The 25,710-nt window shown below is 54.1% G+C and carries 23 protein-coding genes; 5 read left to right on the forward strand and 18 right to left on the reverse strand.

Translation table 11 applies throughout. The annotated features are described in order from the left end of the window. Window position 1: 1 nt before the first annotated feature. The 3 genes from RAC90_RS12810 to RAC90_RS12820 form a co-directional block, all read right to left on the reverse strand. Window positions 2-1,294 (reverse strand): lysine N(6)-hydroxylase/L-ornithine N(5)-oxygenase family protein, encoded by a 1,293-nt coding sequence (locus RAC90_RS12810; protein WP_110267872.1) that lies wholly within the window; start codon window positions 1,292-1,294, stop codon window positions 2-4. Between the two features lie 10 nt (window positions 1,295-1,304). Then, complete coding sequence (locus tag RAC90_RS12815; RefSeq protein ID WP_375124405.1) at window positions 1,305-2,858, reverse strand: pyridoxal phosphate-dependent decarboxylase family protein; 1,554 nt, start codon at window positions 2,856-2,858, stop codon at window positions 1,305-1,307. A 440-nt stretch (window positions 2,859-3,298) separates the two neighbouring features. Further along, window positions 3,299-4,885, reverse strand: coding sequence for a methyl-accepting chemotaxis protein (locus RAC90_RS12820; protein ID WP_164482925.1), 1,587 nt, complete (start codon window positions 4,883-4,885; stop codon window positions 3,299-3,301). A 550-nt stretch (window positions 4,886-5,435) separates the two neighbouring features. On the opposite strand from RAC90_RS12820, the gene deoR reads away from it, so the two are divergent. Together deoR and ettA are read left to right on the forward strand one after the other, a co-directional pair. Next, window positions 5,436-6,200 (forward strand): DNA-binding transcriptional repressor DeoR, encoded by a 765-nt coding sequence (gene deoR, locus RAC90_RS12825; RefSeq protein ID WP_006118293.1) that lies wholly within the window; start codon window positions 5,436-5,438, stop codon window positions 6,198-6,200. Window positions 6,201-6,397: 197 nt separating this feature from the next. Further along, window positions 6,398-8,065, forward strand: coding sequence for an energy-dependent translational throttle protein EttA (gene ettA / locus RAC90_RS12830; protein ID WP_006118292.1), 1,668 nt, complete (start codon window positions 6,398-6,400; stop codon window positions 8,063-8,065). A 110-nt stretch (window positions 8,066-8,175) separates the two neighbouring features. On the opposite strand, the gene RAC90_RS12835 is transcribed toward ettA, so the two are convergent. Both RAC90_RS12835 and RAC90_RS12840 read right to left on the reverse strand, forming a co-directional pair. After that, on the reverse strand, window positions 8,176-8,484 hold the full coding sequence (locus tag RAC90_RS12835; protein WP_375124406.1) for a type II restriction endonuclease: 309 nt from the start codon (window positions 8,482-8,484) through the stop codon (window positions 8,176-8,178). A 104-nt stretch (window positions 8,485-8,588) separates the two neighbouring features. Beyond that, on the reverse strand, window positions 8,589-9,485 hold the full coding sequence (locus RAC90_RS12840) for a LysR family transcriptional regulator (protein WP_375124407.1): 897 nt from the start codon (window positions 9,483-9,485) through the stop codon (window positions 8,589-8,591). A 96-nt stretch (window positions 9,486-9,581) separates the two neighbouring features. On the opposite strand from RAC90_RS12840, the gene RAC90_RS12845 reads away from it, so the two are divergent. Further along, window positions 9,582-10,583 carry a zinc-binding alcohol dehydrogenase family protein gene (locus RAC90_RS12845; RefSeq protein ID WP_054634528.1) on the forward strand — a complete coding sequence of 334 codons (1,002 nt, stop codon included), beginning with the start codon at window positions 9,582-9,584 and terminating at the stop codon, window positions 10,581-10,583. A 43-nt stretch (window positions 10,584-10,626) separates the two neighbouring features. Here the strand turns inward: RAC90_RS12845 and RAC90_RS12850 are convergent, their stop codons facing one another. The 10 genes from RAC90_RS12850 to serB all read right to left on the reverse strand — a co-directional run bounded on the left by RAC90_RS12850 (window position 10,627) and on the right by serB (window position 22,134). Beyond that, window positions 10,627-11,382, reverse strand: coding sequence for a molecular chaperone (locus tag RAC90_RS12850; RefSeq protein ID WP_054634529.1), 756 nt, complete (start codon window positions 11,380-11,382; stop codon window positions 10,627-10,629). Window position 11,383: 1 nt separating this feature from the next. Next, complete coding sequence (locus RAC90_RS12855) at window positions 11,384-12,667, reverse strand: fimbrial protein (RefSeq protein ID WP_375124408.1); 1,284 nt, start codon at window positions 12,665-12,667, stop codon at window positions 11,384-11,386. 14 nt (window positions 12,668-12,681) lie between these two features. Further along, window positions 12,682-15,204, reverse strand: coding sequence for a fimbria/pilus outer membrane usher protein (locus tag RAC90_RS12860; RefSeq protein WP_375124409.1), 2,523 nt, complete (start codon window positions 15,202-15,204; stop codon window positions 12,682-12,684). Then, on the reverse strand, window positions 15,201-15,902 hold the full coding sequence (locus RAC90_RS12865; protein WP_375124410.1) for a molecular chaperone: 702 nt from the start codon (window positions 15,900-15,902) through the stop codon (window positions 15,201-15,203). Before RAC90_RS12865 ends, RAC90_RS12860 begins: the two co-directional genes overlap by 4 nt. Window positions 15,903-15,941: 39 nt before the next feature. Then, window positions 15,942-16,496, reverse strand: coding sequence for a fimbrial protein (locus RAC90_RS12870; RefSeq protein ID WP_375124411.1), 555 nt, complete (start codon window positions 16,494-16,496; stop codon window positions 15,942-15,944). A 244-nt stretch (window positions 16,497-16,740) separates the two neighbouring features. After that, window positions 16,741-17,190: a hypothetical protein gene (locus RAC90_RS12875; protein ID WP_006121842.1), complete on the reverse strand. Its 450-nt coding sequence runs from the start codon at window positions 17,188-17,190 to the stop codon at window positions 16,741-16,743. Then, complete coding sequence (locus RAC90_RS12880; protein ID WP_164482923.1) at window positions 17,190-18,107, reverse strand: winged helix-turn-helix domain-containing protein; 918 nt, start codon at window positions 18,105-18,107, stop codon at window positions 17,190-17,192. Before RAC90_RS12880 ends, RAC90_RS12875 begins: the two co-directional genes overlap by 1 nt. Window positions 18,108-18,429: 322 nt before the next feature. Next, on the reverse strand, window positions 18,430-19,668 hold the full coding sequence (gene nadR, locus RAC90_RS12885; RefSeq protein WP_006121839.1) for a multifunctional transcriptional regulator/nicotinamide-nucleotide adenylyltransferase/ribosylnicotinamide kinase NadR: 1,239 nt from the start codon (window positions 19,666-19,668) through the stop codon (window positions 18,430-18,432). A gap of 92 nt (window positions 19,669-19,760) precedes the next feature. Then, window positions 19,761-21,143 carry a DNA repair protein RadA gene (gene radA / locus RAC90_RS12890; protein ID WP_006121838.1) on the reverse strand — a complete coding sequence of 461 codons (1,383 nt, stop codon included), beginning with the start codon at window positions 21,141-21,143 and terminating at the stop codon, window positions 19,761-19,763. Window positions 21,144-21,156: 13 nt separating this feature from the next. After that, a complete protein-coding gene (serB, locus tag RAC90_RS12895) occupies window positions 21,157-22,134 on the reverse strand; it encodes a phosphoserine phosphatase (RefSeq protein ID WP_033740188.1) in 978 nt (325 codons plus the stop codon). Window positions 22,135-22,241: 107 nt separating this feature from the next. On the opposite strand from serB, the gene RAC90_RS12900 reads away from it, so the two are divergent. Then, window positions 22,242-22,910 carry a YtjB family periplasmic protein gene (locus tag RAC90_RS12900; protein ID WP_033740187.1) on the forward strand — a complete coding sequence of 223 codons (669 nt, stop codon included), beginning with the start codon at window positions 22,242-22,244 and terminating at the stop codon, window positions 22,908-22,910. Window positions 22,911-23,024: 114 nt separating this feature from the next. On the opposite strand, the gene yjjG is transcribed toward RAC90_RS12900, so the two are convergent. Genes yjjG through RAC90_RS12915 form a run of 3 tightly spaced genes read right to left on the reverse strand, consistent with a single transcriptional unit; the run spans window position 23,025 to window position 24,547 of the window. After that, a complete protein-coding gene (gene yjjG / locus RAC90_RS12905; RefSeq protein ID WP_006121835.1) occupies window positions 23,025-23,705 on the reverse strand; it encodes a pyrimidine 5'-nucleotidase in 681 nt (226 codons plus the stop codon). 19 nt (window positions 23,706-23,724) lie between these two features. Beyond that, on the reverse strand, window positions 23,725-24,165 hold the full coding sequence (gene rimI, locus RAC90_RS12910; protein WP_205955954.1) for a ribosomal protein S18-alanine N-acetyltransferase: 441 nt from the start codon (window positions 24,163-24,165) through the stop codon (window positions 23,725-23,727). Next, on the reverse strand, window positions 24,137-24,547 hold the full coding sequence (locus RAC90_RS12915; RefSeq protein WP_006121833.1) for a DNA polymerase III subunit psi: 411 nt from the start codon (window positions 24,545-24,547) through the stop codon (window positions 24,137-24,139). Before RAC90_RS12915 ends, rimI begins: the two co-directional genes overlap by 29 nt. Window positions 24,548-24,652: 105 nt before the next feature. Between RAC90_RS12915 and rsmC the strand changes: the two genes are divergently transcribed. Continuing rightward, entirely contained in the window at window positions 24,653-25,684 is a 1,032-nt protein-coding gene (gene rsmC, locus RAC90_RS12920) for a 16S rRNA (guanine(1207)-N(2))-methyltransferase RsmC (RefSeq protein WP_039338798.1), read from the forward strand. Window positions 25,685-25,710 lie beyond the last annotated feature (26 nt).

Genomic DNA, 25,710 nt, shown 5'->3' on the forward strand with positions numbered 1-25,710 from the left:
ATTACGATTCCGATTGAGCCGGGAAAGTCTGGAAGGCAATCTGCCGTTCGACGGGATAGATCTCTTTGCCGGTGATTTCACGCAGCAGCACCGAATTGCGATAGCAGGCCATGCCCAGATCCGGTGTAACGAAGCCGTGCGTGTGCAGCTCCGCGTTCTGCACGAAGATCTGGTTGTGGCGATCAATGCTGTAGTTACGCTGAACGTCGTAACGGCCCTTCTCGTCCCAGCGCAGACGCTGGCTGATGCCTTCAATAAACATCGGCGGACGATACTGATAGCCCGTTGCCATCACCAGACCGTGCGTACGGCGGGTAAAGGCACAATCCTGCTCCTGCTGATGCAGCGCGAGCTCGAACTCTCCGTTGGGTAATGCGCGCATTCCGGTCAGTTCTGAATGGGTGAACAGGTTAACGTTCAGCGCGCCATCCAGTTGCTTAACGTACATCAGATCGTAGATAGCGTTGATCAGCGTGCTGTTGATGCCTTTATAGAGATTTTTGTGGCGCGCATTCAGCGCATCGCGTTTCTCACCCGGCAGCGCGTGGAAATAGTCCACCCATTCTGGCGAGGTCATCTCCAGCGTCAGTTTGGTATATTCCAGCGGATAAAAGCGTGGCGCACGGGTTATCCAGTTCAGCTGATAGCCAAACCGATCGATCTCCGTAAGCAGATCGTAATAGATCTCTGCCGCGCTCTGCCCGCTACCCAGTACGGTAATGGACGGTTTTTTCTGCAAATCCGCCTTATTCGCCAGATACTGACTGGAGTGCGTAAAACGCGACCGGTATGGATGGCTGCAGCCAGGCAGCCAGGCTTCAGGACCGGTGCCCAACACCAGCCTGCGGGTCAGCCAGTCCTGCTGCTGCCCACTGACCGTATCGACTGCCCGCACGCGGTAGCACTGCAACGCTTCGTCGTAGCTCACATAGTCCACGCGCGTGTTCCAGCGCAGGTTACTCAGCTTTGAACAGGCCCACTGACAGTACTGGTTGTACTCTTTACGCATCAGGAAAAAGTCTTCGCGGATATAGAACGAATACAGTTTTCCTTTCTGCTTCATATAATTCAGCAGACTGTAAGGACTGGTGGGATCGGCCAGCGTCACCAAATCGGCCATAAACGGCGTTTGCAGATGCGCACTTTCCAGCATCATGCCGGTATGCCAGTCAAAGCCCGGATTCTGATCCAGAAAGAGGCCATTCAACCCTTCAACAGGTTCACTCAGACAGGCCAGGCTGAGATTGAAAGGACCGATGCCAATTCCGATAAAGTCATAAATGTTGTCGTTCATCGTACCGTTCTCACTGGTTAGCGGCTTGCAAAGTCAGGTCACGTGCCTGCTCCCGGCCGTAATGGACAATCAGGGCAATGACGTCTTCCATGTCGGCCACCGTAGTGGTGGGATTCAGCAGGGTAAATTTGAGGTACTGGTGACCCTCGACTTTCGTACCGGCGATCACCGCGTTACCCGAGCGGAACAGCGCCTTGCGGATACCGGCATTGATGGCATCCAGTTGTGCGGCCCGCATGTCAGGCCGGGGTACGAAACGGAAGATTTGCGTGGTCAGTTCAGGCGCATGCAGCACCTCAATGGACGGATGGGCTTTCAGCAACTGATGGGTTGCCTCGGTCAACGTCAGGATGGTATCGAATGCTTCCCCCAGCGCCGCCGGGCCCATGATGCGCAACGTCAGCCACATTTTCAGCGCGTCAAACCGGCGCGTCGTCTGAATACTTTTGTTGACCAGGTTTGGCGTCCCTTCCTGCTGGGCGCTGAGCGGATTGAGGTAATCGGCATGGTGCGTTACATGGCTGAGGTGCTGTTTATCGTGCACGAAAAACGCCCCGCAGCTGACGGTCTGGAAGAATGACTTGTGATAATCCACCGTCACCGAGTCCGCTTTTTCGATACCACTGAGGCGCTGCCGCTGCGTTTCAGATACCAGCAGGCCACAGCCGTAAGCCGCATCAACGTGCATCCAGATGCCGTACTGCTGACACAGATCCGCGATAGCGTTCAGCGGATCGATACTGCCAAAATCGGTGGTGCCACTGGTGGCCACGACGGCGATGGGAATCAGGCCCTGCGCATGACAGTGCTCAATTTCGCGCTCAAGCTGTACGCTGTCCATGCGGTAGTGTTCGTCGTAATCCACGGAAATCACCGCATCGTAGCCCAGGCCAAGAATCGCCATCGACTTCTGAATACTGAAATGACTCAGTCGGGAGGTCAGCACGCGCCATTTCGCGGCCTCCGCCGGCAACCCCTTATGCTTGATCAGGTGACCCGGATGGTGCTTGGCGCACCAACTGTCCCGCGCCAGCAGCATCGCCATCAGGTTGGACTGCGTACCGCCACTGGTAAAGATGCCGTCTGCGCTCGCAGGCAGGCCGATACGGCCCAGCGTCCAGTCAATGACCTTCTGCTCAATCAGCGTGCCGCCCGCGCTTTGATCCCAGGTATCGACGGAGCTGTTAACCGCCGCCATGATCTGCTCTGCCAGCAGCGAGGGCAGCACAACCGGGCAGTTAAGATGGGCGACATATTTGGGGTGGTGGAACCAGACGGCATCGCACAGGTAAAGTGACCGCAGCTCTTCCAGCGCGGCTTCGTTGCTGCCCAGAGGCTGATCAAGGTCGACGGCGCTGAACGCCGGGGCCAGCTCATGGGGCAGGATTCCGCTGAACGGCTTCTCCACGCGCTGCACCGTGCTGCTGATCAGCGCCAGCGCCTCGTGCGTTTGCTGCTGCCACGCCGTAATCTGCGCCTCGTTAAAGATGACGTCCTGAGCCGCAGGAATATCTTCAGACAGATGTCGGCGAGGGACCGACAGAGTTTGCTTACGTAACACCATATCCTGTTCCTTTGTTTAAGACGTAAGTCGCCTAGCCGCCCCGGTAAAAGGGCAGCAGATCGTGCCAGACCGCACGTGTCAGTTCAGATTCGGTAATCTTTAGCCGGTACAGCTAACCCATCAGCCCTGAAAAATTGAGAATTTATGTTCGCAAAAATCCAAAAAACTACATTTTGTGTGGTTTATTTGTATTTACTGAGTGATTGTTAACGAAAATGACAACATAAATAATAATCATTATCATTCAATTTATGGAAGTGTAACTATTCTCATAAGTATGACTAATATCTATTTACGTGATCTTGATCACAAAAAGTAGGCGAAAGGAGCCGCCAGGCTAACAAAACAGGCTTCCCCACGGCCCTGATGCCGTAGGGAAGTGCTGTTTTCAAGATGTGAATACAGATGACGGGATGCAAAGGCTCAGCCCCGGCACGGTTCTACATTGCGGTCTGGGCATCAAGCCTGAATACACTGACGTTCTCAACCAGCGCGCTGACCTGCTGGTCTAATGCCCGTGCGGACTGGGCTGACTGCTGTGATAAGGTTGCGTTTTGCTGCGTCGCGGCATCCATATGCGTCACCGCCAAATTGACTTGTTCAATACCGGCACTCTGTTCAGCGCTGGCAGCAGAGATATTCTCCATGAGCGTACACAGCTGTTTTACGCTCTCAACGATCGCCTGCATGGATGCCCCCGCGCCTTTTACAAGTGAATTGCCTTGCGCAACCAGCGTCACCGATCGATCCGTGAGTCCCCGAATCTCGCGGGCCGCCGTAGCGGAACGCTGCGCCAGTGCACGGACCTCTGAAGCGACAACGGCAAAACCGCGTCCGTCGTTACCAGCACGGGCGGCTTCTACCGCCGCGTTAAGGGCCAAAATATTCGTCTGGAAAGCAATGCCGTCAATTACCGTAACGATGTCATTAATTTCGCGTGAAAACTGATGGATATCTTCCATGGCAATGACCACTTTTTCGACCACCTCACCGCCATCATCGGCGCGCTGGCGCGTATCACGTGCAATGATGCTGGCATGATGGGCATTTTCTGCATTGATTTTTACAACAGAGGTCAGTTGTTCCATTGACGCCGCCGTTTCTTCCAGCGCACTGGCTTGCGCTTCATTACGTGATGAAAGCTCACGGCTGCCATGTGCCACCTGATCTGTCGTGGCCGCAATGGCCTCTGTTCCACCGCGAACACCGATCACAATGCGTGTCAGGCTCGTATTCATATCGCGCAGTGCGGCCATCAATTGTGCCGTTTCATCATGTCCGCTGACGCTAATACGGGCGCGCAGGTCACCCGCTGCTACCGTTTTGGCTATCGTGATTGCCTGTTTCAACGGTTGCGTAATGCTCTGGATAAGCCACCATGTAATTCCCACGCCCACTAACAGGATGCATCCCATTGCGATCAGCAACAGCAGGCGCGTTTGTTGGTAATGCGCAAGGTTACTCGCATCAATGTCTCGATGCATTTCCTGCGCACGCGCTAAGGTCGACGTGACCAGCGCATCGATTTGCTGGGTGGGCGCACGATCAATGCCCGTTACCTGATGATCGACCCGCGCGGGGCTGCTGATGTCGTTGATAACATAGCTGTTCAGCGCCGTCAGGTACTGGCGTTCCAGCCCGGCATGCGCCGCGCGCGCCTGCTCAACCGGGGCAACTGGCAGGTTCAGCATGGCCTGAATCTGACTGAGCCGGGTCAATAATTGCTGCGTTTTCTGGCTTTCATTCAAAAAGGCCGTTTTATATTTATCAAATGTATTTTGTCCTTGTGTTCCACGCAGCAGAATATTCTTCCACTCCTGCACTTGTATTTTGAACTGCACCTGCGCGCTGCGCGCAGTATCAATACTTTCTGCAATGAGCATCTCCTTTGCCATAACGGCCTGACTGTTCTCTAAAGCCTGTCCGTTAACACGTAATCCGTTCACCCCCATCAACAGGGTTGCAAGCAGCAGCAACGTGGCAAGAAAACCGAGTCTTTGACCAATTTTAAATCGATTGAGCTTCATAAAAACTGTTACCTGGTGAATAAATAGGAGAACAAACGTGACTTTCGTCACATTGATTATCGTCCTGGCGGGTAGCAACCTTTATGGAGCCGGATGAGGAAATAACGTGACACTTTTGTGACAGAAAGCCCCCAAATAGCGACATTTTGACCCATAATATCTTGCCTTGCGCTTTCACAGCCTGTGCGCTTTGACCTGTAACGGAGGTTGCTCAGCGGGCATTACCGGTGCGACCTGCGCACTGGCATATTGCGCTGCGGTACAAACCGTCCGATATCGCGCAAAGACATTGTTAAAATTTCAACATCACACATCGGCTTATTGCAGGTTACAGTACGGTTCCCCGGGTGGCATGCCAGCGATTTACGGGATAATCGCTTTGCAGGTAAGATAAAAAACGGATGCGTCGAGCATGCAACGCCTTCTTTTTTGCCTTTATCAAAGGTCACGAAGTGAAAACGGGCGAGTTGAACGCCCCCGTTACCGGCCACCTTCGCGGTGTAACAGACATATGACGTCCTCCTCAAGGAATACAGGTTCAGAGATGACAATGGAAACCCGCCGCGACGAACGTCTGCGCAAACTCGCTCTGGCACTGAAGCGCACCGATAAACTTCACCTGAAGGATGCCGCCCGGTTGCTGGACGTCTCAGAGATGACGATTCGTCGGGATCTGAGCGAACCGACATCCAGCGTCGTCCTGCTCGGCGGCTATATCGTCAGCGATCCCAGAAGCCAACCCGGTCACTATTTTGTCTCCGATCAGCACGGGCAAAACGCCACCCGCAAACAGCAGCTGGCGCAGGCGGCGGCAGGTCTGATCGGGGAGAACGATACCGTCTTTTTCGACTGCGGGACGACCTTGCCCTATGTGGTGGATGCCATTCCGGATGCCCTGCCCTTCACCGCCATCTGCTGTGCCATGAATACTTTTCTGGCATTAAAAGAAAAGCCCGCCTGCCATGTCATCCTGAGCGGCGGTGAATTCCATGCGGATAACGCCTTATTCACGCCGGTGGGCGGACAGTGCATTCTGGATGACCTGTGCCCTGACCTGGCCTTTATTTCTGCGGCAGGCGTCAGCCACGATCAGGGCGCGACCTGTTATAACCTTAATGAACTGCCCATGAAACACCACGCCATGCGGCGCGCGCGCCAGCGAGTTCTGGTGGCGGACAGCAGCAAATACGGGAAAGTGTTACCGGCCCGCATTGGCGCACTTTCACGCTTCGACCTGCTGGTCAGCGACAGCGCGCCAGATGCCACGCTGAGTCAGTGGTTAGCACAACAGTCTATTCCCGTGCGGCTGCCCTGACTTCAGTCTGTCCACCGGCATTCTGATGCGCGCAGCCCTGTGCCGTGTCGGTCTGACAACGGACATAAATCAAACAGTTATTCTGAACCCGCGGCCGCCATCGAATAATCCCGTCCCCTCGGCTGTGATTAGGCGGCGAAAAAGGCTAAACTTCGACATCATCCAAACGACAAACAGACCCAGAGGCTCAATACAACGTGGCTCAATTCGTCTATAGCATGCATCGCGTTGGCAAAGTGGTACCGCCAAAGCGTCATATTCTGAAAAACATCTCCCTCAGCTTCTTCCCCGGTGCGAAAATTGGCGTACTCGGCCTGAACGGTGCCGGTAAATCGACGCTGCTGCGCATCATGGCAGGCATCGATAAAGACATCGAAGGGGAAGCCCGTCCACAGCCCGGTATCAAAATTGGTTACCTGCCGCAGGAACCGCAGCTCAACCTTGAGCACACCGTGCGTGAATCCGTTGAAGAAGCGCTGTCGGAAGTGGTTGGCGCGCTGAAACGCCTTGATGAGGTTTATGCGCTTTACGCCGAAGAAGATGCGGATTTTGACAAGCTGGCAGCTGAGCAGGGACGTCTGGAAGAGATCATTCAGGCCCACGACGGCCATAACCTGAACACACAGCTGGAACGTGCAGCCGATGCGCTGCGCCTGCCAGACTGGGACGCCAAAATCGCGAACCTGTCCGGTGGTGAACGCCGCCGTGTTGCGCTGTGCCGCCTGCTGCTGGAAAAGCCAGACATGCTGCTGCTGGACGAACCGACGAACCACCTGGACGCCGAATCGGTCGCCTGGCTGGAACGCTTCCTGCATGACTTCGAAGGCACCGTGGTCGCGATTACCCACGACCGTTACTTCCTGGATAACGTTGCCGGCTGGATCCTGGAACTCGACCGTGGTGAGGGGATTCCGTGGGAAGGTAACTACTCTTCATGGCTGGAGCAGAAAGATGCCCGTCTGGCACAGGAAGCCTCGACTGAAGCGGCCCGTCGTAAATCTATCGAGAAAGAGCTGGAGTGGGTACGTAAAGGGCCAAAAGGCCAGCAGTCTAAAGGCAAAGCCCGTCTGGCACGCTTTGAAGAGCTGAACAATACCGACTACCAGAAACGTAACGAAACCAACGAACTGTTTATTCCGCCGGGTGCTCGCCTGGGTGATAAGGTGCTGGAAGTCAGCCACCTGCGTAAATCCTACGGTGATCGCGTGCTGATTGACGATCTGTCCTTCTCGGTACCGAAAGGTGCCATCGTCGGCATCATCGGTCCGAACGGGGCCGGTAAATCCACGCTGTTCCGCATGATGTCCGGTCAGGAACAACCGGATTCCGGTGAGATCGTGCTGGGTGAAACCGTGAAGCTGGCCTCTGTCGATCAGTTCCGTGACAGCATGGATAACGCCAAAACCGTGTGGGAAGAAGTCTCCGGCGGCCAGGACATCATGCGTATCGGCAACACGGAAATGCCAAGCCGCGCCTATGTCGGACGCTTTAACTTTAAAGGCGTCGATCAGGGCAAACGCGTCGGTGAGTTATCCGGTGGTGAGCGGGGCCGTCTGCATCTGGCAAAACTGCTGCAGGTTGGCGGCAACATGCTGCTGCTCGATGAACCGACCAACGACCTGGACATTGAAACCCTGCGCGCGCTGGAAAACGCCCTGCTTGAATTCCCTGGCTGTGCCATGGTGATCTCGCATGACCGTTGGTTCCTTGACCGCATCGCGACGCACATTCTGGACTACCAGGATGAAGGGAAGATCGAGTTCTTCGAAGGTAACTTTACCGAATACGAAGAGTACAAGAAACGCACGCTGGGCGCGGATGCGCTGGAGCCGAAGCGCATCAAGTACAAGCGTATTGCCAAATGATTCAGGGGCGGCAGCAATGCCGCCCTTTTCTTTCATTTTGCATTACAACGGCGTCCATTCGTGGATGTATCCTTGATGTTCATCGTTGTTAGTCTTAAATAAAATACATGTTAAGTTATTTTTTTATCAAAACCAATAACAATATTATCCCCTGGTTTTGCTTGTTCAATGACTGGGTTATTTTCATAATATAAACGGAATTCTGAACGAGTTGCATGTGACTCTCTTGCATCATACCATTTAGCTGACACATGGCATTGCAGCTCACTTCCCCTTAGAAAAAAAGTCGCTATCATTTCTTTATTTTCTGCCCCCATCAAAGCTTTAAGTGCCATGACACCATTAAGCTCTTTTTGATCATATAGTTCACTTTTAGATAACGTTTTAATACAAGCTGCCGTCAGACTTTGTGCTGCCATGACATTCTCCTTGTGCAGATTCAAAATATCATATTCTTATTAATTCCTTATTTTTTCTGTTAAACGGATCATATAGGTATTATTAATTTACCTCGCCTTTATAGCTATTTATAAAAATTCATAAACACCGGCGACTGCAACGCAAATTCAATAAACTTCATCAGCGCGGGCGAATTCAGTTTACGACTGGGATAGACCAGCCACAGCTCGTTTCCCTCAACCGTCCATTCCGGTAACACCTGCACCAGGCGCGCATCGCGCATCTCCCCGTCCGTTAAGAAACGCGGCAGTAGCGTAATGCCGGCATGCCCCAGCGCCGATTCGCGGGCATAGAGCAAATTGTCGGTCAGGTGCGCGGGCGGCAGCAGCCAGCGATGATACTGACTGTCGCGTTTAAGCACCCACTCGTTCCAGGCGCGGTGCGCGATACAGCGATGTTCAGCCAGCTGCTGCGGATGAGTAACCGGCGGATGCTGATCGAGATAAGTCTGCGAGGCCACCAGCAATCGCTCGCAGTACCCGACACGTCGCCCAATCAGAGACGATTCCTGTGGCTGGCCGGTGCGTAAGGCAAGATCAAAGCCATCCTGTACCAGGTCGCGAATCTCGTCTGAAACGGAAATGTCCAGCGTGACATCAGGATAACGCCGTAAAAACGCGGCGTTACAGCGCGCCAGTAGGGTTGCCCCAATGCCTGCCGGGCTGGTGATGCGCAGGCGACCGCTGGGATTTTCCCGCAGGTTGGCAATCGCCTGTTCGGCGCGTTCGCTGGCCTGCATCATCTCCTGACAGTGCAGCAGATAACGCTCCCCGGCAAAGGTCAGGTTAAGCTGGCGCGTCGTCCGGTTTAACAGCCGGATGCCCAGCCGCTGCTCAAGCTGGCTGATACGTTGACTGACGCTGGATTTGGGCAAACCTGCCCGCTCTGCCGCAGCAGTAAAGCTGCCGCACTCCGCCACCAGCGCAAACAGCGCCATATCCTGCCACTCACGAAACGCCATTGTTCACCTCAGACGAACACTCTAATAACTATTGTCCATCTTATCAGCCTGACGGTGGGGTTCTACACTTGAAGAAACACTACAGGAGAATAAATCATGTCTGTCCGCGCGATTGCTGTTGATCCCGAAAACCCAAAAAACTTCACCGAAATTTTCCCGGAAACGCCTGTGCCCGGCGAGTATGACCTGCGAGTCCAGGTAAAAGCCGCCTCGGTCAACCCGGTGGATACCAAGGTGCATAAAGGCGCGATCAAAAATGGTTTGCAGGCGCCGCGTATCCTCGGCTGGGATGCCAGCGGCGTGGTGCTGGAAACCGGCAGCAAAGTCACTGGCTTCAAGCCCGGGGATGAAGTGTACTATGCGGGCGATATTACCCGCCCAGGCAGTAACAGCACCGAACAGTTAGTCGATTCCCGTATCACTGGCCATAAGCCGAAAACGCTCGACTGGGCGGCCTCTGCGGCGATTCCTTTAACGGCGCTTACCGCCTGGGAAGGTTTGTTCGAGCGACTGGATATGGCAGCCGCGCGTGACGATCAAACGCTGTTGATCGTCGGCGGCGCAGGCGGTGTAGGCTCTCTGGCGATTCCGCTGGCGAAAATGCGCAGTAAGGCGAAAGTGATTGCCACCGCGTCACGGGAAGACTCTGCCCAGTGGTGCCGCGATCGCGGGGCCGACCTGGTGATCAACTATAAAGACATGCCCGCTGAGCTGGAAAAGCACGGCATTAAGCAGGTCGACTACATTTTCTGCCTTAACGACACTGACGGCCACTGGGAAACCATGAGTCAGCTCATCGCGCCCCAGGGTCATATCTGCACCATCGTCGAGAACGAACATCCGCTGTCAATGGATCAACTGAAGCTTAAGAGCGCCTCGCTGCACTTTGAGTTTATGTACACTCGCAGCATGTTCACCACGCCGGATATGGCGCAACAGGGTGAGATTCTGAATAGCGTTGCCCGCCTGTTAGATGACGGAAAGCTGCAAACCACCCTGAGTGAAACCCTGCACGGGTTAAGTGTGGAAACCCTGGAAGCGGCCCACCAGCGTGTACTGGAAGGCCATATGCGCGGCAAAGTGGTCATGGTTTACTGATCACCTGCGGATGCCGGTCCGTGCGGCATCCGCTCGCCCCGTTTCACGGGGCTTCCTCGGAGGGAGCCACAGGCGCGGTAAAAGCCTGCGGGTTCCCCTCATCGTCCAGCGCCGTGTAATCAACAAGGATCTGGCTCGCCGCGGAAGGCGGCGCGTTTCCCATCACGGGATACTCTTTACTGGAAAAAGGCGCGAGCGTTTTATCCCCGTCCAGATAAACGGTGTAGCCTTTTCCGCCTGCCCGCACGGTCATTTTGCCCGGCGTGAAAAAGTAGCCGCTACGGTTGATGGCACGAATGAAAACCTGCCCCTGCATTTTCCTGACCTGAAAGGTGACGGCGTTCACCCGTGCCGTAAACGGTATCGCCTTCTTAAACGGTCTGTTGATCACTTTAAGTTGGGTATTCAGCGCCATGCTGATCTTATCGCTGCCCGGCTGTATCGTTCCTTTTTTTACGGCGCTGATTTCGTACAGATTGAGCCAGTAAAGGGATTCCCGATCCTGTGGCAGCGTTGCGGCCAGCTCAGTGCGTAAAACGGTAATCTGTTTTTTTTCATCTTTGTTCAGCGTAAAAACGCCGGGAAGCGCGACAAAAGGAAAGGCTTTACTGCCCGGCGATTTTTCCGGTGCGCCGCTGTCGATCCAGGTCTGGATCAGCACGGGTGCGTCGCCGCTGTTAACCAGCAGTAACGGGGTTTGCACCTCGCCGGGATGGAAGATCAGTCGGCTTTGCTGCGGAATTACCGCGGCCTGGGCGTTAATCACGATACACATACATAACCAAAGAAACGTTTTCATCTTATTGCAGCCGAATGAGGATAGATGCGGTTGCATCAACATGGCCCGCCGTCACCGTTTTACCCGGGAGCTTTGCAAGACGGGCGTTGAAAGTACGCTGATACAGTTTCTCGTCATTCTGCTGGCTGCCGCTGATCACCTGCGCGTCCTCCAGCACCGGTCGCCAGCCCGCACTCCCGCTGAAGCTGCTCCAGCTTAAAAAGGAGACGGGCTGACCACCTGACGTTTCCAGCTCAATGCCCACGCCTTTCGCCAGCGACGGTAAACTGTCGTAATGATCGGACACCAGGTAGCGCGAAAGACCGTCTCCCGTCGTCAGTCCCAACTGCTGCGCCTGCAGCCACGCGGCGTAGCTCGGTTGAAACCCCAGAGACAGCTGACCCGACTGAACGCCAGAGAGGTTTTCGGTTCCGTTCGCACAGGCCAGCGTAATGCTGAGCGGCGCCGTCACCGCCTGGCCCTCATTGAGCGCATTGATGCTGATGCCGGGGAAAAGGACGTTTGCGGTATAATTCTCCACCCGGCAGCCCTGGGTCATATTTTGCGTCAGAGTGGCGACCGGCGCGGTGTTCATCCCAAAGGCCATGTAACGTCCGGTTCCCCAGGTTTCAAAATGGTTCCAGCTGTCCTGACCCGCTTCGGGCACATTCATCCCCGGCCCCATAAACACCACATAGCCATTGGGCTGGTTGCAACTGTATGCGCCAGTGTAATTATCGGCCGCCGCCCAGAGGCAGCCCCACGACGCGTAACCCGGCGTGCGGTTGTTTCTGTCGGTACGAATGAGCTCCGCGCTGATGGGGCTGAAATCGCGCCCCCTGATCTTGATTTTGTTCCCGTCTATCTCATACTGCGTGAGCGGCACTTTTTGCCAGATACGGGTAAAAGGCTTACCACTGCGCACGTGAACCAGCTTTAATGCAGTAAAAGGAAAATAGGTCTGGAAATAGTTGTCCCCCATGTCCCAGGCACCGCCAACGTTGCTGTCACCGTTAGTGGCGAAGACTTCAAATAGTTGGTCTTTATCAGCAAGGTCACACTCGTACAACACGCGATCGGGATTGTTGTTAGCAACAGACGGCACCACCCGGAACACCGAACGGGCCAGCACGGTGCCGGCGGGCTGATAGCGAAGATTCATTAACCCGATATTGCCGAAATTCAGGGGCGCACCGCAGGCATCACAGCCCTGATCGACCGGGTTGACCCGGGTACAGGTCGCGTAAGCCGGGAGCCATGCTGTCAAAAAAAAGAATGTCATTACCGCTAAAACGCGTTTCATCATTAACACCTTAGAATCTAAAAACGACAGACGGCATCCGCGTAGGTCATCACCGCGTCAGGTTCAGGTTGAGGAATGTGGTAATCCATCACGCAGGACGATTGCGCATCGTCACCCCAGACGGCTTTCAGTCGGCCCTGGGTTTTCGCCACACGTAACCAGGCATTGCCGCCCTGGCCAAACGTGCCCACGCGCTTGCCCGTCTCATCCAGCAGATCCGCGCCCACAGGCACCATAGCATCGCGATTTGTGCGGGTTTTCAGCATCAGGGGATAACCGCGTAAGGTTCTGAACGACACCTTCACCATCGCACCGGCATAAGGCGCGACACTTTTTTCGCTGTCCTGAATTTCCACATGACCGTCGCTGCCGCTGGCACCCAGCGTAATGGTGTTGTAGTGATACGGGTTGAGCGAAGGGACCAGCGCATAGCCAAAGCGATCGATTTCACTGCCCTGGCTGTTCAGGATCCGTGCGCCCCTGGCCCCTTTCGCCTCGACGAGGGCGAAGGTATCGCCCAGATAATGGCCTAACGTCACACCACCGCTGTGGATCACCGCCGCCCCCATGGCGTTAACGGACATCTGATTAAACCGTGAAGAGGTCGAGGCAGTACCGGTCACGCTGGCCTCAGAAAAGGTTTTGCCCAGGCTGCCGCTTACTGTCGTGTCACGCTGCTGCTGATCGCGATTCACATTCAGGCTGTAGCTGGTGCCGCTCTCACCACTCAGCCCGCTGAGCGACGCTGTGTAATTACTGCCGTTCTGGCTTCCACGGGATCCCCCCAGAGCCAGGTAAGGTGAAGTGGCGTCCGTGCCCAGCGGCACAGAGACGCTGACCTGTAACTGGGTATCTTTATAAAACGTCTCGTCTGCGTACTGAGCCATGACAGCTCTGCGCGGATCGGTGGCATAGGCTCTACGCGAATACTGGCGGGACAGGGAAATATTCAGTGCGATGTTTTTGGGCAGCACCGTGCCATAACCGACCTGAAACTGTGTCGTCCGCGAGCGACCGTCATAGTAATTTTGCTTCGAGCCGGAGAGATAGATGTTGCCCCACTGCCCCAGCGTCTGATTCAGGGTCATCTGCAGGCGGGTACGCTGCATATATTCGCTGGTAATACTGTTGCGGCCCGGTGTTTCCGCATTATTCAGTGCAATCACGTCGTTGAGATCGCGGTAACCCTGGGTGGAATACTGGTAGCCCGCAAACGTCAGAGTGGTATTCGTGGGCTGAAAGGTTCGGCTGTAACTCAGTGCGTAACGCCATCCCTGGGTCGACTCACCGCCGTTCAGAACCGCGCTGGAATACGCGCTGTTAAATCCCACGGCCCCTATGTCTGAAGCCCAGACGCCGCCAGCCAGCACGGCATGATAGCGTTCGCCCAGCCTGACGCCGCCGTTCAGCGTAATGGCATTGCTCAGGCCGTGCCTGACGGTTAACTCAGTAAAGGTGTTGGCTTTGCTGTAATCCCTGACTTTACCGGCGGCAAAGTTGTAGTCTGTCCGGCCTGGACGCAGCGACTGCGGTAAGACCGCATACGGCACGCTAAAACGATGCAGGCTGCCGTCAGACTCCTGAACCTCCACGCTGAGATCGCCGCCATAGCTCACCGGGCTCAGGTCATTGATCGTAAACGGCCCTGGCGGCACGGTTGTCTGATATATCCGTTGCTTGCCCTGCCAGACCGTCACGCGGGCATTGCTGTTTGCCACGCCGCGCACCAGCGGTGCATAACCCCGAACAGAATCCGGCAACATACGGTCATCAGAGTCCAGACTGACCCCGTTGAAACTGACCGCCGTAAACAGATCGCCGTTACTGAAAAGCTCGCCTATGCCCGCCTCACTTCGTAATGACGGCAGCGCACGTTGTACCCAGGCCCTGGCGCTTTGCCAGCGATTGCCGACCTCGTCATGCGTAAAGTTTCCCTGTTGACGAAAACGCCACATGCCGACATTGATGCCACTGTTAATACCCAGATACGTGGATTCGAAACGCTGCGCATTTTTATAATCGGAATAGAACTGGTTCAGGTTGTAATTCACGAACCCCATGGTCGTGCCCGCCGTCAGGTTTTCGGGCGCGATATAGCCGACGGGCCGCTGAACCCGCATCGCCTGTGGGACGGTAACGTCTACACGCAGGCTGCCCGTATTCACGTTAACTGACGCGCCCTTCAAAAGCGCATCGGGTCTGGCACAGTCTTTCGCCTTGAGCGCAGTGAGATAGTGGGCCTTGACGCCAAAGGCCTGATAAAAGGACAACGGCAGGCATACCGAAAGCGCTCTGCCCGCGCGAACGATATCAACCGACGTGGACCGTTGAAACTTACCGTTGAGATAAAGATCGACATCATAGCGGCCGGGCTGGAACCAGGCGTCCTGCACACTGTCAGGCATCGCAATCTGTCCAGGCAGCATTTCGCGCACTAAGGCAGGATCAAACAGATAGTCATCCTGACCTTCAGCCGCCTGACCGCCCCTGAGGAAAAGCAGACTCAAAGCGAACAATAAGAATAATGAGACTCTATTCATTTCTGCGATTTTTCGTTCACGTTGATTTTTTCGTCGGCACCGAAATCATTTATCAGGATGGCATTAAGCGCGTATCCCGAGAGCGCTGAGCGGTTTTGCAACGTGATGTGCTGTTCACTAAACGGCGCCAGCGTGACAGCATCGTCCCAAAGGACGGTGTTATTCCCTTTGACCAATGCAAAAGATCGAATATTGGCGTAAAAGGGCGAGGCATTGCGGAAGACGATGTCATGTCCCTGAATATGGTATGAGAGCGCATTCTTCAGGTTATCCATGGAAAAATTCAGGCCCTTTGGGCGAACGATAACCTTTACTCTGTTCTTAATAATCAAATAGAGTTTATTCTTATCCTCCAGCCCTTTTTTTAACGAGGGAATCTCAGTGTAATCCATATAAAACAGTGACTCTCTGTCCTGAGGAAGATTATTCTCCGTCACGTTGAGCTTTACCGTTTGGCCGGCCTCAGGAGCAATCCTGAATATTTGCGGCAACGCCACAAAAGGCGGGACAGAATGATTATTGAGATTGATCGCCTGAATCTGAATCAGCGCTGGCTGATCGCCAGTATTCGTAAACTGAAGCGTTTTTTCTTTTTTCGCACCGTCTACAATGACACGCGTGCCATTTAATACAACGCTTGCCTGACAAAACATGGCTGAAAAGGCCAGAAAGAGAAGAAGAAGAAGAGACTTCAACACAGGGTTCTCCTGCCCCCTTAAAATAAGGGGGCCTGATGATTAGGGATAGCTGACAGAATATTGCACACTACTTAAAACCGTACCGGCGGCCGCATTTCCAGAGTCGCTGTAATATTCGACCGAGAAATCCTGGGATGCGCTGGTGCTTCCACTTTCCAGCTTCATTCCGGAAACTGTTGCCGTTCCACCCGACAAATCGATCGTTTTGTCACTACTGTCCAGCAAACGCAACGCCACATTGTTGGCCGTTCCGGTATTGAGTAAATCGCCGGTGGACGAAATATTATTGCCAACCAGATTAATAGTTATTGCCTGTGTTGTTCCGGAAGCCGGTGCGACACAACCGGTTAAGTTAATCGTAAATGGCGTTTTTCCGGCGGTTGATTTTGCCGAACTCAGCGCGGCCGTTGAAACGGTCGGCAGCAGAATAATCGGGCTGCCGGTTGCATCATTAACATTAACGCTACAGGTTTGTGCATTTACCTCGCCCTGAAAGCGAATCGTATTTTCTGACGCAGAAAAAGCATTAAAAGAAATAAAACCCGCACCACACAAAAAAAGTGTCATGCAGCGTGATAAAGAGCTGGCTTTCATTGGATTCCCTCTTATGATTTTGGTAAGTAAAGATGCGCATTGGCGACGAGGATCATAAGGGGCACGGTGGGAAAACTGTGTGTGAAGTGTTCTGAGCTTTTGTGAAGAAAGACACCATCAAATATAAATATATTTAAATTCAATAGGATGGTGTTAGGACAGTGTTGCTGAAATGAGATAGTCCATAAGGTAACAACAGGCCAGGAATCCCCCTGCGGCGATAAAAATCGCCACGTTTACGGCATTATTTTTCGCAAAGATAAAGCGGAACAGGGCCCGAATAAAATGTCCAGGTGTCAATACCCGTCCTTTTGATGACAAAGGGAAACGTCGCCCCCACGTTAATAAAAAATGCCGGCAGCCACTTTTGCTGTTCCTGCTGGGACATTTGATTATCCGGGGACGATTCAATTAATGTTGACCGGGCAAGGTACAGATCGCCCTCGCGCTGATAAGTAAACCGGATAATTTTGCTCAGACGAGTAACGTTATTATCGTGATCGGTGAGTCGGCCGGTGATGGCGATAACACCGTGCCCCTCTCGCATATCATGAGAGGTGATGACGGAAAATGTCTCACCATTTCTGATGTAATTACTGTTTGCAATACAATGGACAGAATCCTGTCTGAATAAAAACACGACAATGCCTGCTGCTGTCATCACGATTACAGCCAACAGAAAGGTTAACTTCACTACTTACTCCTTATATAATAATACGAAATACAGTCGGGGGAGCCGAAAAACGAGAGTGCATTTTTACATTGCAGTACCGAAATGCGTTCACCATTGGTAAATGCCGTGATATAAATCTTTCGTCGTTCTGTACAACTGACTTTACTGTCAACGGCGATGCGCGCGACCAGGCCATTACCGGCTTTTTCATTGGCGTATATTTCACATCCATTCATATCAAACCGTTTAATAAAAATCATCTCGTGGCGGTGAAGTGAAAAGGTCATGATGGCAAAACCACAAACCAGTATCGTCATCACCGCCAGTCCCGTGATAAAAAGATGCCGTGTCGAAATAGCATAGCGATAAGCGCCTTTGCTGACAGTGAATTCAGCAGGCTCAGGACGGCTGATGGGCTGTTGAGATTCTGGTTCAGAATACGGTGCGTTCTTAATAAGGTTTTCTGAAATATCCTCATCATCCTGAATAACGGATTCCGTTGTATCGCACGCACTCGCCTCTTCACCGGACGTAGCGAAGGGCGGAATATTCTGTTCGTCTTTCTGGTCGTTTTTTCCTGCCCCAGCGTCCTCATCAGCAGGCGCAATTGTCGACTCCTCAATAAGAATCGCATTTGCCAGCATGAAGCCACGGCGTGGAATGGTCCTGATCACATCCTGACGGATATTGCATGCCAACAGCGCTTTTCTGATGAGCGAAATACTTTGATATAACGCATTGGCACTGACCTCCATCCCAAACCGTCGCCAGGCATACTGATAAAACGCCTCATGATCGACAATTTCGCCCTGCCGCGCGATCAGCAATTCAAAACAATATGAGACTGAAGAATGCAGCTTCAGCACCTGATTATTACCAACAATTTCCCTTTTCCCAGGATAAAAAACCACTTCATTACCAATACTTATCTTTTTCATATTATTAAATCCGGATATATCCTTATTTCTGTCTTATGAATGCTCCCTTAATATAAGCCAGTAAATAATATTGAACTTACATTTAACATAAACAAACAGAAGAAATAAAATAATTTCAGACTTTAAATACGAAATAATGTTACTCAGGAATTCAAAATTCTTTATTTTGTTTGTGTATGTTACGTACGTTATTTGGAGGGCGCGGTATTTCGCAAAGCATTATTTTTTGTAATCAAAAAGGCGGGAAAATAACAGGCGCAGAAAACAGGACGTGAGGAGCGGCAGGGTGTCCCCTCACCGCCCCGGCGTGCAGGCAAAAACCTCAAAGGGCGCTTTGTTCGCCCAGCATACCTTTCACCAGTTCAATACAGCGCAGGAAGCGCGCGTCATAATCTTCTTCCTGCACATGAACGAAGTCGATGTTGTTTTCACCTAACATCGCTATCAACATGCTCTGGAACTCGCGGCGATCGACAGAGCTGCCCAGGCTGCGTAACCCGTCCGCTACCCAGGGTACGTTGTTTTCCAGCAGGATCACCAGATCGAAGCGATACTCGTCAATCATGGCCTGAACAAACGGATGCTCACGGCCTTCATACTTTTTACAAAATGCCTGGGTCGTGACGAAATCGGTATCAATAAATGCCACTTTATTGGCATATTTCACCGCAAAATCGATGTACTGTGCATGGCCCAGCGCGATCTTGTCGTAGTCTGAATACTGAAGCGCCATCTCATCGCCGCCCAGATGTGAAAAGACATAGTCGCGGCCATATTCCCAGGCGCTGGACGTGTTAAAGATGTTCGCCAGCTTATTCACCAGCATCGATTTCCCACTCGACTCACCGCCCAGAATGGCCACGGTGCGCACAAAGAAGGGCTTCACTTCGGTGGGGATGTAATCCCAGAAGCGGAAAGGATCCTGACGAATCTGCGCGCCGCTGATATTCATAAACGATCGGTTCGGATCGATCAGTATGGTTTGAATGCCCAGATGCTGTTGATACATCTCAGCATCTGGTGCCTCACTGGTATAGACGCAGTCTGCCGCAATCCCCTGCTCTTCCAGAAAGATCTTTACCCCTGCGCTCCACACATCCCAGCCATGAGGATAGGGCTCAATCCCCTCTTCATCGAAGGCGTGAATGCGAATATTTTTCTGGTACTTAAAGGTTTGCAGTAACCAGCGCAGACGATCACTGACGGTGGGCTGCTGCGACATGGCGCTGTTTTCAAACAGGCTCAGATCGCGCGGCTCGTCGTAGCCCATGATGATATGCAGCTCATCGACCTGACTACAGGCGCGCTGAATCAGATAGATATGGCCAGTATGGAGCGGATAAAACTTGCCAAAAATCACCCCTATTTTTTTATCGCGACGGGGGAATTCCAGGCCGAGAAAACGGTGCAGTGCCTCCAGCTTTTGCGCGCTGGGGCTTTTAATTTTCGCGTTAAGCAGTTGGCTTAAATACCCTTTGGTCATGCCACTGGCATCGGCCACCTGTTGAAGCGTGTGGCCCTGCTGGCGAATCGCCGTTTTTAAATAATCAAACGCCGACATGTGGTGCCTCCTGCAAGCAATGTTCAACGAGGGGAAGAGCGTAGCCTGTCGTCTGCCCGGTGACCATACGGCCACCGGACAAACGGACTCGCTTAGAGATCATCAAGGATAGCCAACGCATCCGCCAGCTTCTTCGCGCTGTATACGCGCATGCCCTCAATCGGCTTTTTCGGTGCGTTACCCGCCGGCACGATCGCCCGCTTAAAGCCATGTTTAGCCGCTTCAGCAATGCGCTCCTGTCCGCTGGGCACCGGACGAATCTCTCCGGCCAGTCCGACCTCGCCAAAGATAACCAGATCCTGCGGCAAAGGGCGATCGCGCAGGCTGGACACCATCGACAGCATCAGGGCCAGGTCAGCACTGGTTTCCGTGACTTTCACGCCGCCGACCACGTTGACGAACACATCCTGATCCGCCATTTGCAAACCGCCATGACGATGCAGCACTGCCAGCAGAATGGCCAGGCGGTTCTGTTCCAGACCGACCGCAACCCGACGCGGATTGCCCATCATCGAATGATCCACCAGCGCCTGAATCTCCACCAGTAAAGGACGGGTGCCTTCCCATAACACCATGACCGAACTGCCGGACGTGATCTCTTCACCACGCGACAGGAAAATGGCGGATGGGTTGCTCACCTCACGCATGCCCTGCTCGGTCATGGCAAATACGCCAAGTTCATTGACGGCACCAAAGCGGTTTTTATGGCTACGTAACGTCCGGAAGCGGGAATCGGCATCGCCGTCCAGCAGGACGGAGCAGTCAATGCAGTGCTCCAGAACTTTTGGCCCGGCCAGCGATCCGTCTTTGGTCACATGGCCTACCATGATAATTGCCACGCCACGGGTTTTAGCGAAACGCGTCAGATAGGCGGCCGTTTCACGCACCTGCGCCACGCTGCCCGGCGACGACTGGATATCCGCCATGTGCATCACCTGAATCGAGTCGATCACCATGATTTGCGGCTGCTCCTGCTCCGCAATCAGGCAGATCTGTTCAATGCTGGTTTCCGACAGCATGTTCAGATTGTCACTCGGCAATCCCAGACGATGGGCGCGCATAGCGACCTGCTGTAATGACTCCTCCCCGGTGACGTAGAGGGTTTTCATGCTCTCGGCTAAACGGCACATCACCTGCAACAGCAGCGTCGATTTCCCGGCGCCGGGGTTACCGCCAATCAGAATGGCACTGCCCGGTACCACACCGCCACCCAGTACGCGGTCAAACTCTTTAAAACTGGTCGAAAAACGGGGCAAGGCTTCCAGACTGATTTCGGACAGCTTTTGCACCCGACTGGTTCCGGCATTGCCTGCATAACCGCTGAGGCGCTCATTGCGCGCCGCCGCCGGTGAGGCAGCAATACGGACCTCGGTAATCGTGTTCCAGGCGTGACAGGCGCTGCACTGCCCCTGCCAGCGTGGATAATCTGCTCCGCACTCGTTACAGACAAATGCGCGTTTTGCCGCTTTGGCCAAAACAACTCCTCAGTTAACGCTCTTCGTGAATCAGGCTACCGGTCAGGATGCAAAACACGCCCATCAAATCGGCATGGCGAATCGTGACGGCGGTTTGCTCATTGACTTTCGGTTTGGCATGGTAAGCAATGCCCAGCGCCGACGCTTTTATCATCAGCAAATCATTGGCACCGTCGCCGATCGCCACGGTCTGCTCTGGCGCAATCTCAAAACGCTTCGCCAGCTTTTTCAACGTCTCTGCTTTGTACTGTGCGTCAACGACAGGACCCAGCACCTCGCCGGTGAGTTTTCCGTCCCGGATTTCCAGTTCATTAGCGGCTATTGCCGCCAGATGCAGCTTATCGCGCAGGAACTCGGCAAAATAGGTGAAGCCACCTGAGGCAATCGCGACCTGCCAGCCCAGCGCCTGTAATTTTTTGGTCAGCGTGGTCAGACCCGGCATTAAGGGCAGTTCGTCGCGCACCTGCTTAAGAATATTGGCATCCGCCCCTTTCAGCGTCGCCACGCGCTGGCGCAGGCTGGCGGTAAAATCCAGCTCGCCGCGCATCGCCCGCTCGGTGACTTCTGCCACCTGCTCGCCGCAGCCCGCCAGTTTGGCTATCTCATCAATACATTCGATTTGGATGGCGGTGGAATCCATGTCCATGACCAGCAGGCCCGGCGTTTTCAGGTGGGGGATTTTCCCCAGCGGCGCTACGTCCAGCGCCAGCTCGTGCGCCAGTTTGCTGGCAAACGGCGTCAGGGACCCCGCCAGGCGGATAACCTGATAGTCGTCGACGTTCCAGGCGCTGACGATCACCATGGCGGCCCCAAGCTGATGCTGGTAATCGGTCAGACGCTGTTTATCCAGACCGCGGCCATAGAGTAACCAGCCGGTTCGGCCAGCACGGTAATCCAGCGGCATGACTTCATCACCGCTCAGTGAAAGGGGCAACCCCGGCCAGAGAGAGACATCAGCAGGCAGATCGCACCAGGTAAGATGATTTGACATCAGGGCTCCTGTAGGAACAACAAAACCACGCAAGAGGCTACCTTGTCTGCGCTGCTTCTGGCAACATAATATCCAGGCTTTCTGTCGTCACGTGATTCGGATAATTAATGGCTAAAACCGCACTGAAATTTCGCTTACATCGCACGGTGATTGTTTTGATTTCACTGGCGCTGTTAGTGGTGCTTATGCAAGGCGCATCCTGGTTTAGCCTTGGCCATCAAATGGCCCGTTCTGAACAGGCAGAAGAGCTGGCCCAGACGCTGACCCGGCAAGTGGCTTTCAGTCTGAAACCCTTGATGGATAACAGCGAAGACAATCGTAGCCAGATTGAGGCCATCATCAGTCAGATGACCGACAACAGCCGTATTCTGGATGCGTCCGTCTATGCAGGCGATGGCAGCCTGGTGGCGCACAGCGGCGAAAATATCAACGTGCGCGATCGGCTGGCGCTGGATGGCAAGCGCGCGGGCAGTTACTTTAATCATCAAATTGTCCAGCCGCTCAGCGGCAGCAATGGCCCTGCTGGCTTTCTGCGCGTTACGCTGGATACGCACGTGCTGGTCACCGAATCACGCCAGGTGGATAACACCACCAATATTCTGCGCCTGATGATGCTGCTGGCGCTGGCCATTGGCATCATCCTGAGTCGCACGTTACTGCGCGACCGTCGCACGCGCTGGCAGCAGTCTCCGTTTCTGCTCACGGCCAGTACGCCTGTGAAAGAGGATGACGAAGAGGACGAGAAAAAAGACGACGCCGCGAAACCCTCCGCGTGACGGAAGGGTTTACAGGTCAACGTCTGACAGCCCTCTCCTGCCTTGCTTAACGCTTAGCCCAATGTAAAAGGCCCGTTTCACGGGGCCTTACTGACGTTGCACTTCGGGCGAGAGTCAGCCTCTGAGCAGCGCTTCCAGCTCTGATAACGTGTTCACCCGCCAGTCGGGTTTAATTGCGTCAGGCAAGGGGCGCGTCCCATGGTCAACCCAACAGGTTTTAATACCGGCATTCATGCCGCCAAGGATATCGGATTCCGGCGTATCGCCGACCATCAGCACCCGATCGCGCGGTGGGTTTCCCAGCTGCGCGAGCGCATAGTCAAAGATTCTGGCGTCAGGCTTAGGCACGCCCACTTCTTCTGACACCACCAGCGCAGAGAAGTAATCAAGAAAGCCGGTACGCTCCAGACGGCGCTGCTGCAGGGCGGTAAAGCCGTTGGTAATGATGCCCATTTTGACGCGGCCGTGTAGCAGCGTCATCAGGCTGTCTGCGCCCTCCAGCGGCAGGCAAATTTCCGCCATCGCTGACAGAAAGCCATCGTTAAGAATGGCCGGCGCCACGCTCAGTTTTTGCCCCCAGCCGGCAAAGCGGCGAGTCTGAAGCTCCAGTGCGGATAACTGGCCATTCTGGTATTCCACCCATAACGGCTTGTTGACCGCCTGGTAATCTGCAAAATCCTGGTCGGTAAACCGGACATCGTACCCGGCAAACAGGCGTTGCAGGCCGGCATACGAATCAAAGTGAAACAGCGTGTCATCTGCATCAAACAGAATGCAATCCCAGTTATCTAACATCGACATTCCTTACAAGCGGCTACAGCGTCAGCGCCATGATCAGGGCATCTTCACGGCCACTGGCGCAAGGGTAATAGTTGGGACGGCGGCTGACCTGGTTGAAATCCAGCTGTTCGTACAGCGCGATGGCCGGTGCATTGGACGCACGCACCTCCAGCCACAGCGTCATCACATCGCGTGCAAGCAGTTGATCGATTAAATGCAGCAGCAGCGCCCGCCCGAAGCCGCGCCGTTGATACGCCGGATCGACAGCGATATTAAACAGCGAAGCTTCATCCAGCACCACCTGGGTAATGGCAAAGGCGGCCATCTGGCCCTCGACATCCAGCCGCAGGTTGAGAAACCGCTCGCCCTGGTTGCTGATAAAGGTCTCTTCGCGCCATGGAAACGCATGGCTACGGCACTCAATCGCGAAAGCCTGGGGAATCGCGTCAGGCGTGAGAAAAGAAATGGCTGTCATGTTCACACATTTGTTGCCAGAGCGCGCGCCGGGCGGCACCGCTACTCAGGAGTTCATTGAAAGAGGCGCTCGATAACGCCACGCCGTTAAAGGATTGCTCGCTCTCAACGCCCAGCAACCACCCTGCACAGTTCAACGTTTCCGGCAGCATTTGCAGCTGATCCGGCGTAACGGTCATGACCTGCGTGGGTTTCAGACCGAGCGTGTGCAGAACATCACGCAGGAAAGGCTCCTGCAAACCGGGCGGATTTTCCGCCACGATAATCAGTTGGGTATCCGGCAAAAGCCGCACGGCGATTTCGCCCTGGAGCACGCGCGGGCGGCGCAGTTGATACTGCGTTATCCCCATTTGCTGTAAAAGCCAGTCGCGCCTGGACGTCATGGTATACCTGCTTTGCTCGCGGAATGCGACGCTATGCTAGCAAACCCATCGAACATGCGCCAACAAACCACTATAATCTCCGCTCAGATCTTACAGGAGCCCGACATGTCTGCTTTTACCCCGGCCAGTGAAGTCATTCTGCGCCACAGTGATGAATTTTCCACCCGCCACGTTTTATTTGCTGGCGACCTGCAGGATGACCTGCCCGCACAGCTGGAGACCGCCGCTTCCCGTGTGCATACCCAACAATATCATCACTGGCAAAACCTGAGCCGCCGCCTGGGCGACCAGGCGCGTTATGGACTGGTTGCGCAGGCCGACGATGTGCAGGGTTGCGATACGCTGGTTTACTTCTGGACCAAAAACAAACCTGAAGTGCAGTTTCAGTTGCAGAACCTGCTGTCGTTACTGCCCGTCGGCTGTGATGTGTTTGTCGTCGGTGAGAACCGCAGCGGCGTGCGCAGCGCAGAAGGCATGCTGGAGCAGTGGGTGACCCTGGAAAAAATCGACAGTGCGCGGCGCTGCGGTCTTTATCACGGACGTCTGGAGAAGCAGCCCGCCTTTGATGCTTCGGCCTTTGGCAACCGCTATCAGTTGGATGACCTGACCATCCATACCTTACCTGGCGTTTTCAGCCGCGACGGCCTGGATGCCGGCAGCGCGTTACTGCTTTCAACATTCACGCCCCATACCAAAGGCAAAGTGCTGGATATCGGCTGTGGTGCAGGCGTGATTGCGGCGTCGTTACCGGCGCATTCGCCCAAAGTGCGCCTGTGGTTATGCGATGTCCATGCCGCCGCAATCGAGGCCAGCAAAGCCACCCTGGCCGCTAACGGTCTGGAAGGCGAAGTGTTTGCCAGTAACGTCTTTTCCGATGTCACCGGGCGCTTTGACATGATTATCTCCAACCCGCCGTTTCATGAAGGCACCCAGACCAGCCTGGATGCAGCACAAACGCTGATTCGTGGTGCCGTTAAGCACCTTAACAGCGGCGGAGAACTGCGCATTGTGGCGAATGCCTTCCTGCCTTATCCCCAGGTGCTGGACGAAACCTTTGGCAATCATGAAGTGCTGGCGCAGACCGGTCGCTTCAAAGTTTACCGTGCCGTTTACGGTCGCGGTGCGAAAGCCCGTTAATCTTTTTTCTGCCTTTTTCGCCCTTT

It is taken from the genome of Pantoea sp. CS_6 (genome assembly GCF_041954745.1).
Classification (GTDB): Bacteria; Pseudomonadota; Gammaproteobacteria; order Enterobacterales; family Enterobacteriaceae; genus Pantoea; species Pantoea stewartii.

Bases quoted from the DNA above. Each gene is read 5' to 3' on its own strand.
- RAC90_RS12855 (WP_375124408.1), bottom strand. From the start codon at position 12,667: ATGATGAAACGCGTTTTAGCGGTAATGACATTCTTTTTTTTGACAGCA.
- RAC90_RS12835 (WP_375124406.1), bottom strand. From the start codon at position 8,484: ATGGCAGCACAAAGTCTGACGGCAGCTTGTATTAAAACGTTATCTAAA.
- RAC90_RS12820 (WP_164482925.1), bottom strand. From the start codon at position 4,885: ATGAAGCTCAATCGATTTAAAATTGGTCAAAGACTCGGTTTTCTTGCC.
- RAC90_RS12860 (WP_375124409.1), bottom strand. From the start codon at position 15,204: ATGAATAGAGTCTCATTATTCTTATTGTTCGCTTTGAGTCTGCTTTTC.
- RAC90_RS12880 (WP_164482923.1), bottom strand. From the start codon at position 18,107: ATGAAAAAGATAAGTATTGGTAATGAAGTGGTTTTTTATCCTGGGAAA.
- RAC90_RS12850 (WP_054634529.1), bottom strand. From the start codon at position 11,382: ATGAAAACGTTTCTTTGGTTATGTATGTGTATCGTGATTAACGCCCAG.
- RAC90_RS12810 (WP_110267872.1), bottom strand. From the start codon at position 1,294: ATGAACGACAACATTTATGACTTTATCGGAATTGGCATCGGTCCTTTC.
- serB (WP_033740188.1), bottom strand. From the start codon at position 22,134: ATGTCAAATCATCTTACCTGGTGCGATCTGCCTGCTGATGTCTCTCTC.
- yjjG (WP_006121835.1), bottom strand. From the start codon at position 23,705: ATGTTAGATAACTGGGATTGCATTCTGTTTGATGCAGATGACACGCTG.
- RAC90_RS12845 (WP_054634528.1), top strand. From the start codon at position 9,582: ATGTCTGTCCGCGCGATTGCTGTTGATCCCGAAAACCCAAAAAACTTC.
- rsmC (WP_039338798.1), top strand. From the start codon at position 24,653: ATGTCTGCTTTTACCCCGGCCAGTGAAGTCATTCTGCGCCACAGTGAT.
- rimI (WP_205955954.1), bottom strand. From the start codon at position 24,165: ATGACAGCCATTTCTTTTCTCACGCCTGACGCGATTCCCCAGGCTTTC.
- nadR (WP_006121839.1), bottom strand. From the start codon at position 19,668: ATGTCGGCGTTTGATTATTTAAAAACGGCGATTCGCCAGCAGGGCCAC.
- deoR (WP_006118293.1), top strand. From the start codon at position 5,436: ATGGAAACCCGCCGCGACGAACGTCTGCGCAAACTCGCTCTGGCACTG.
- RAC90_RS12915 (WP_006121833.1), bottom strand. From the start codon at position 24,547: ATGACGTCCAGGCGCGACTGGCTTTTACAGCAAATGGGGATAACGCAG.
- RAC90_RS12840 (WP_375124407.1), bottom strand. From the start codon at position 9,485: ATGGCGTTTCGTGAGTGGCAGGATATGGCGCTGTTTGCGCTGGTGGCG.
- RAC90_RS12815 (WP_375124405.1), bottom strand. From the start codon at position 2,858: ATGGTGTTACGTAAGCAAACTCTGTCGGTCCCTCGCCGACATCTGTCT.
- RAC90_RS12870 (WP_375124411.1), bottom strand. From the start codon at position 16,496: ATGAAAGCCAGCTCTTTATCACGCTGCATGACACTTTTTTTGTGTGGT.
- RAC90_RS12900 (WP_033740187.1), top strand. From the start codon at position 22,242: ATGGCTAAAACCGCACTGAAATTTCGCTTACATCGCACGGTGATTGTT.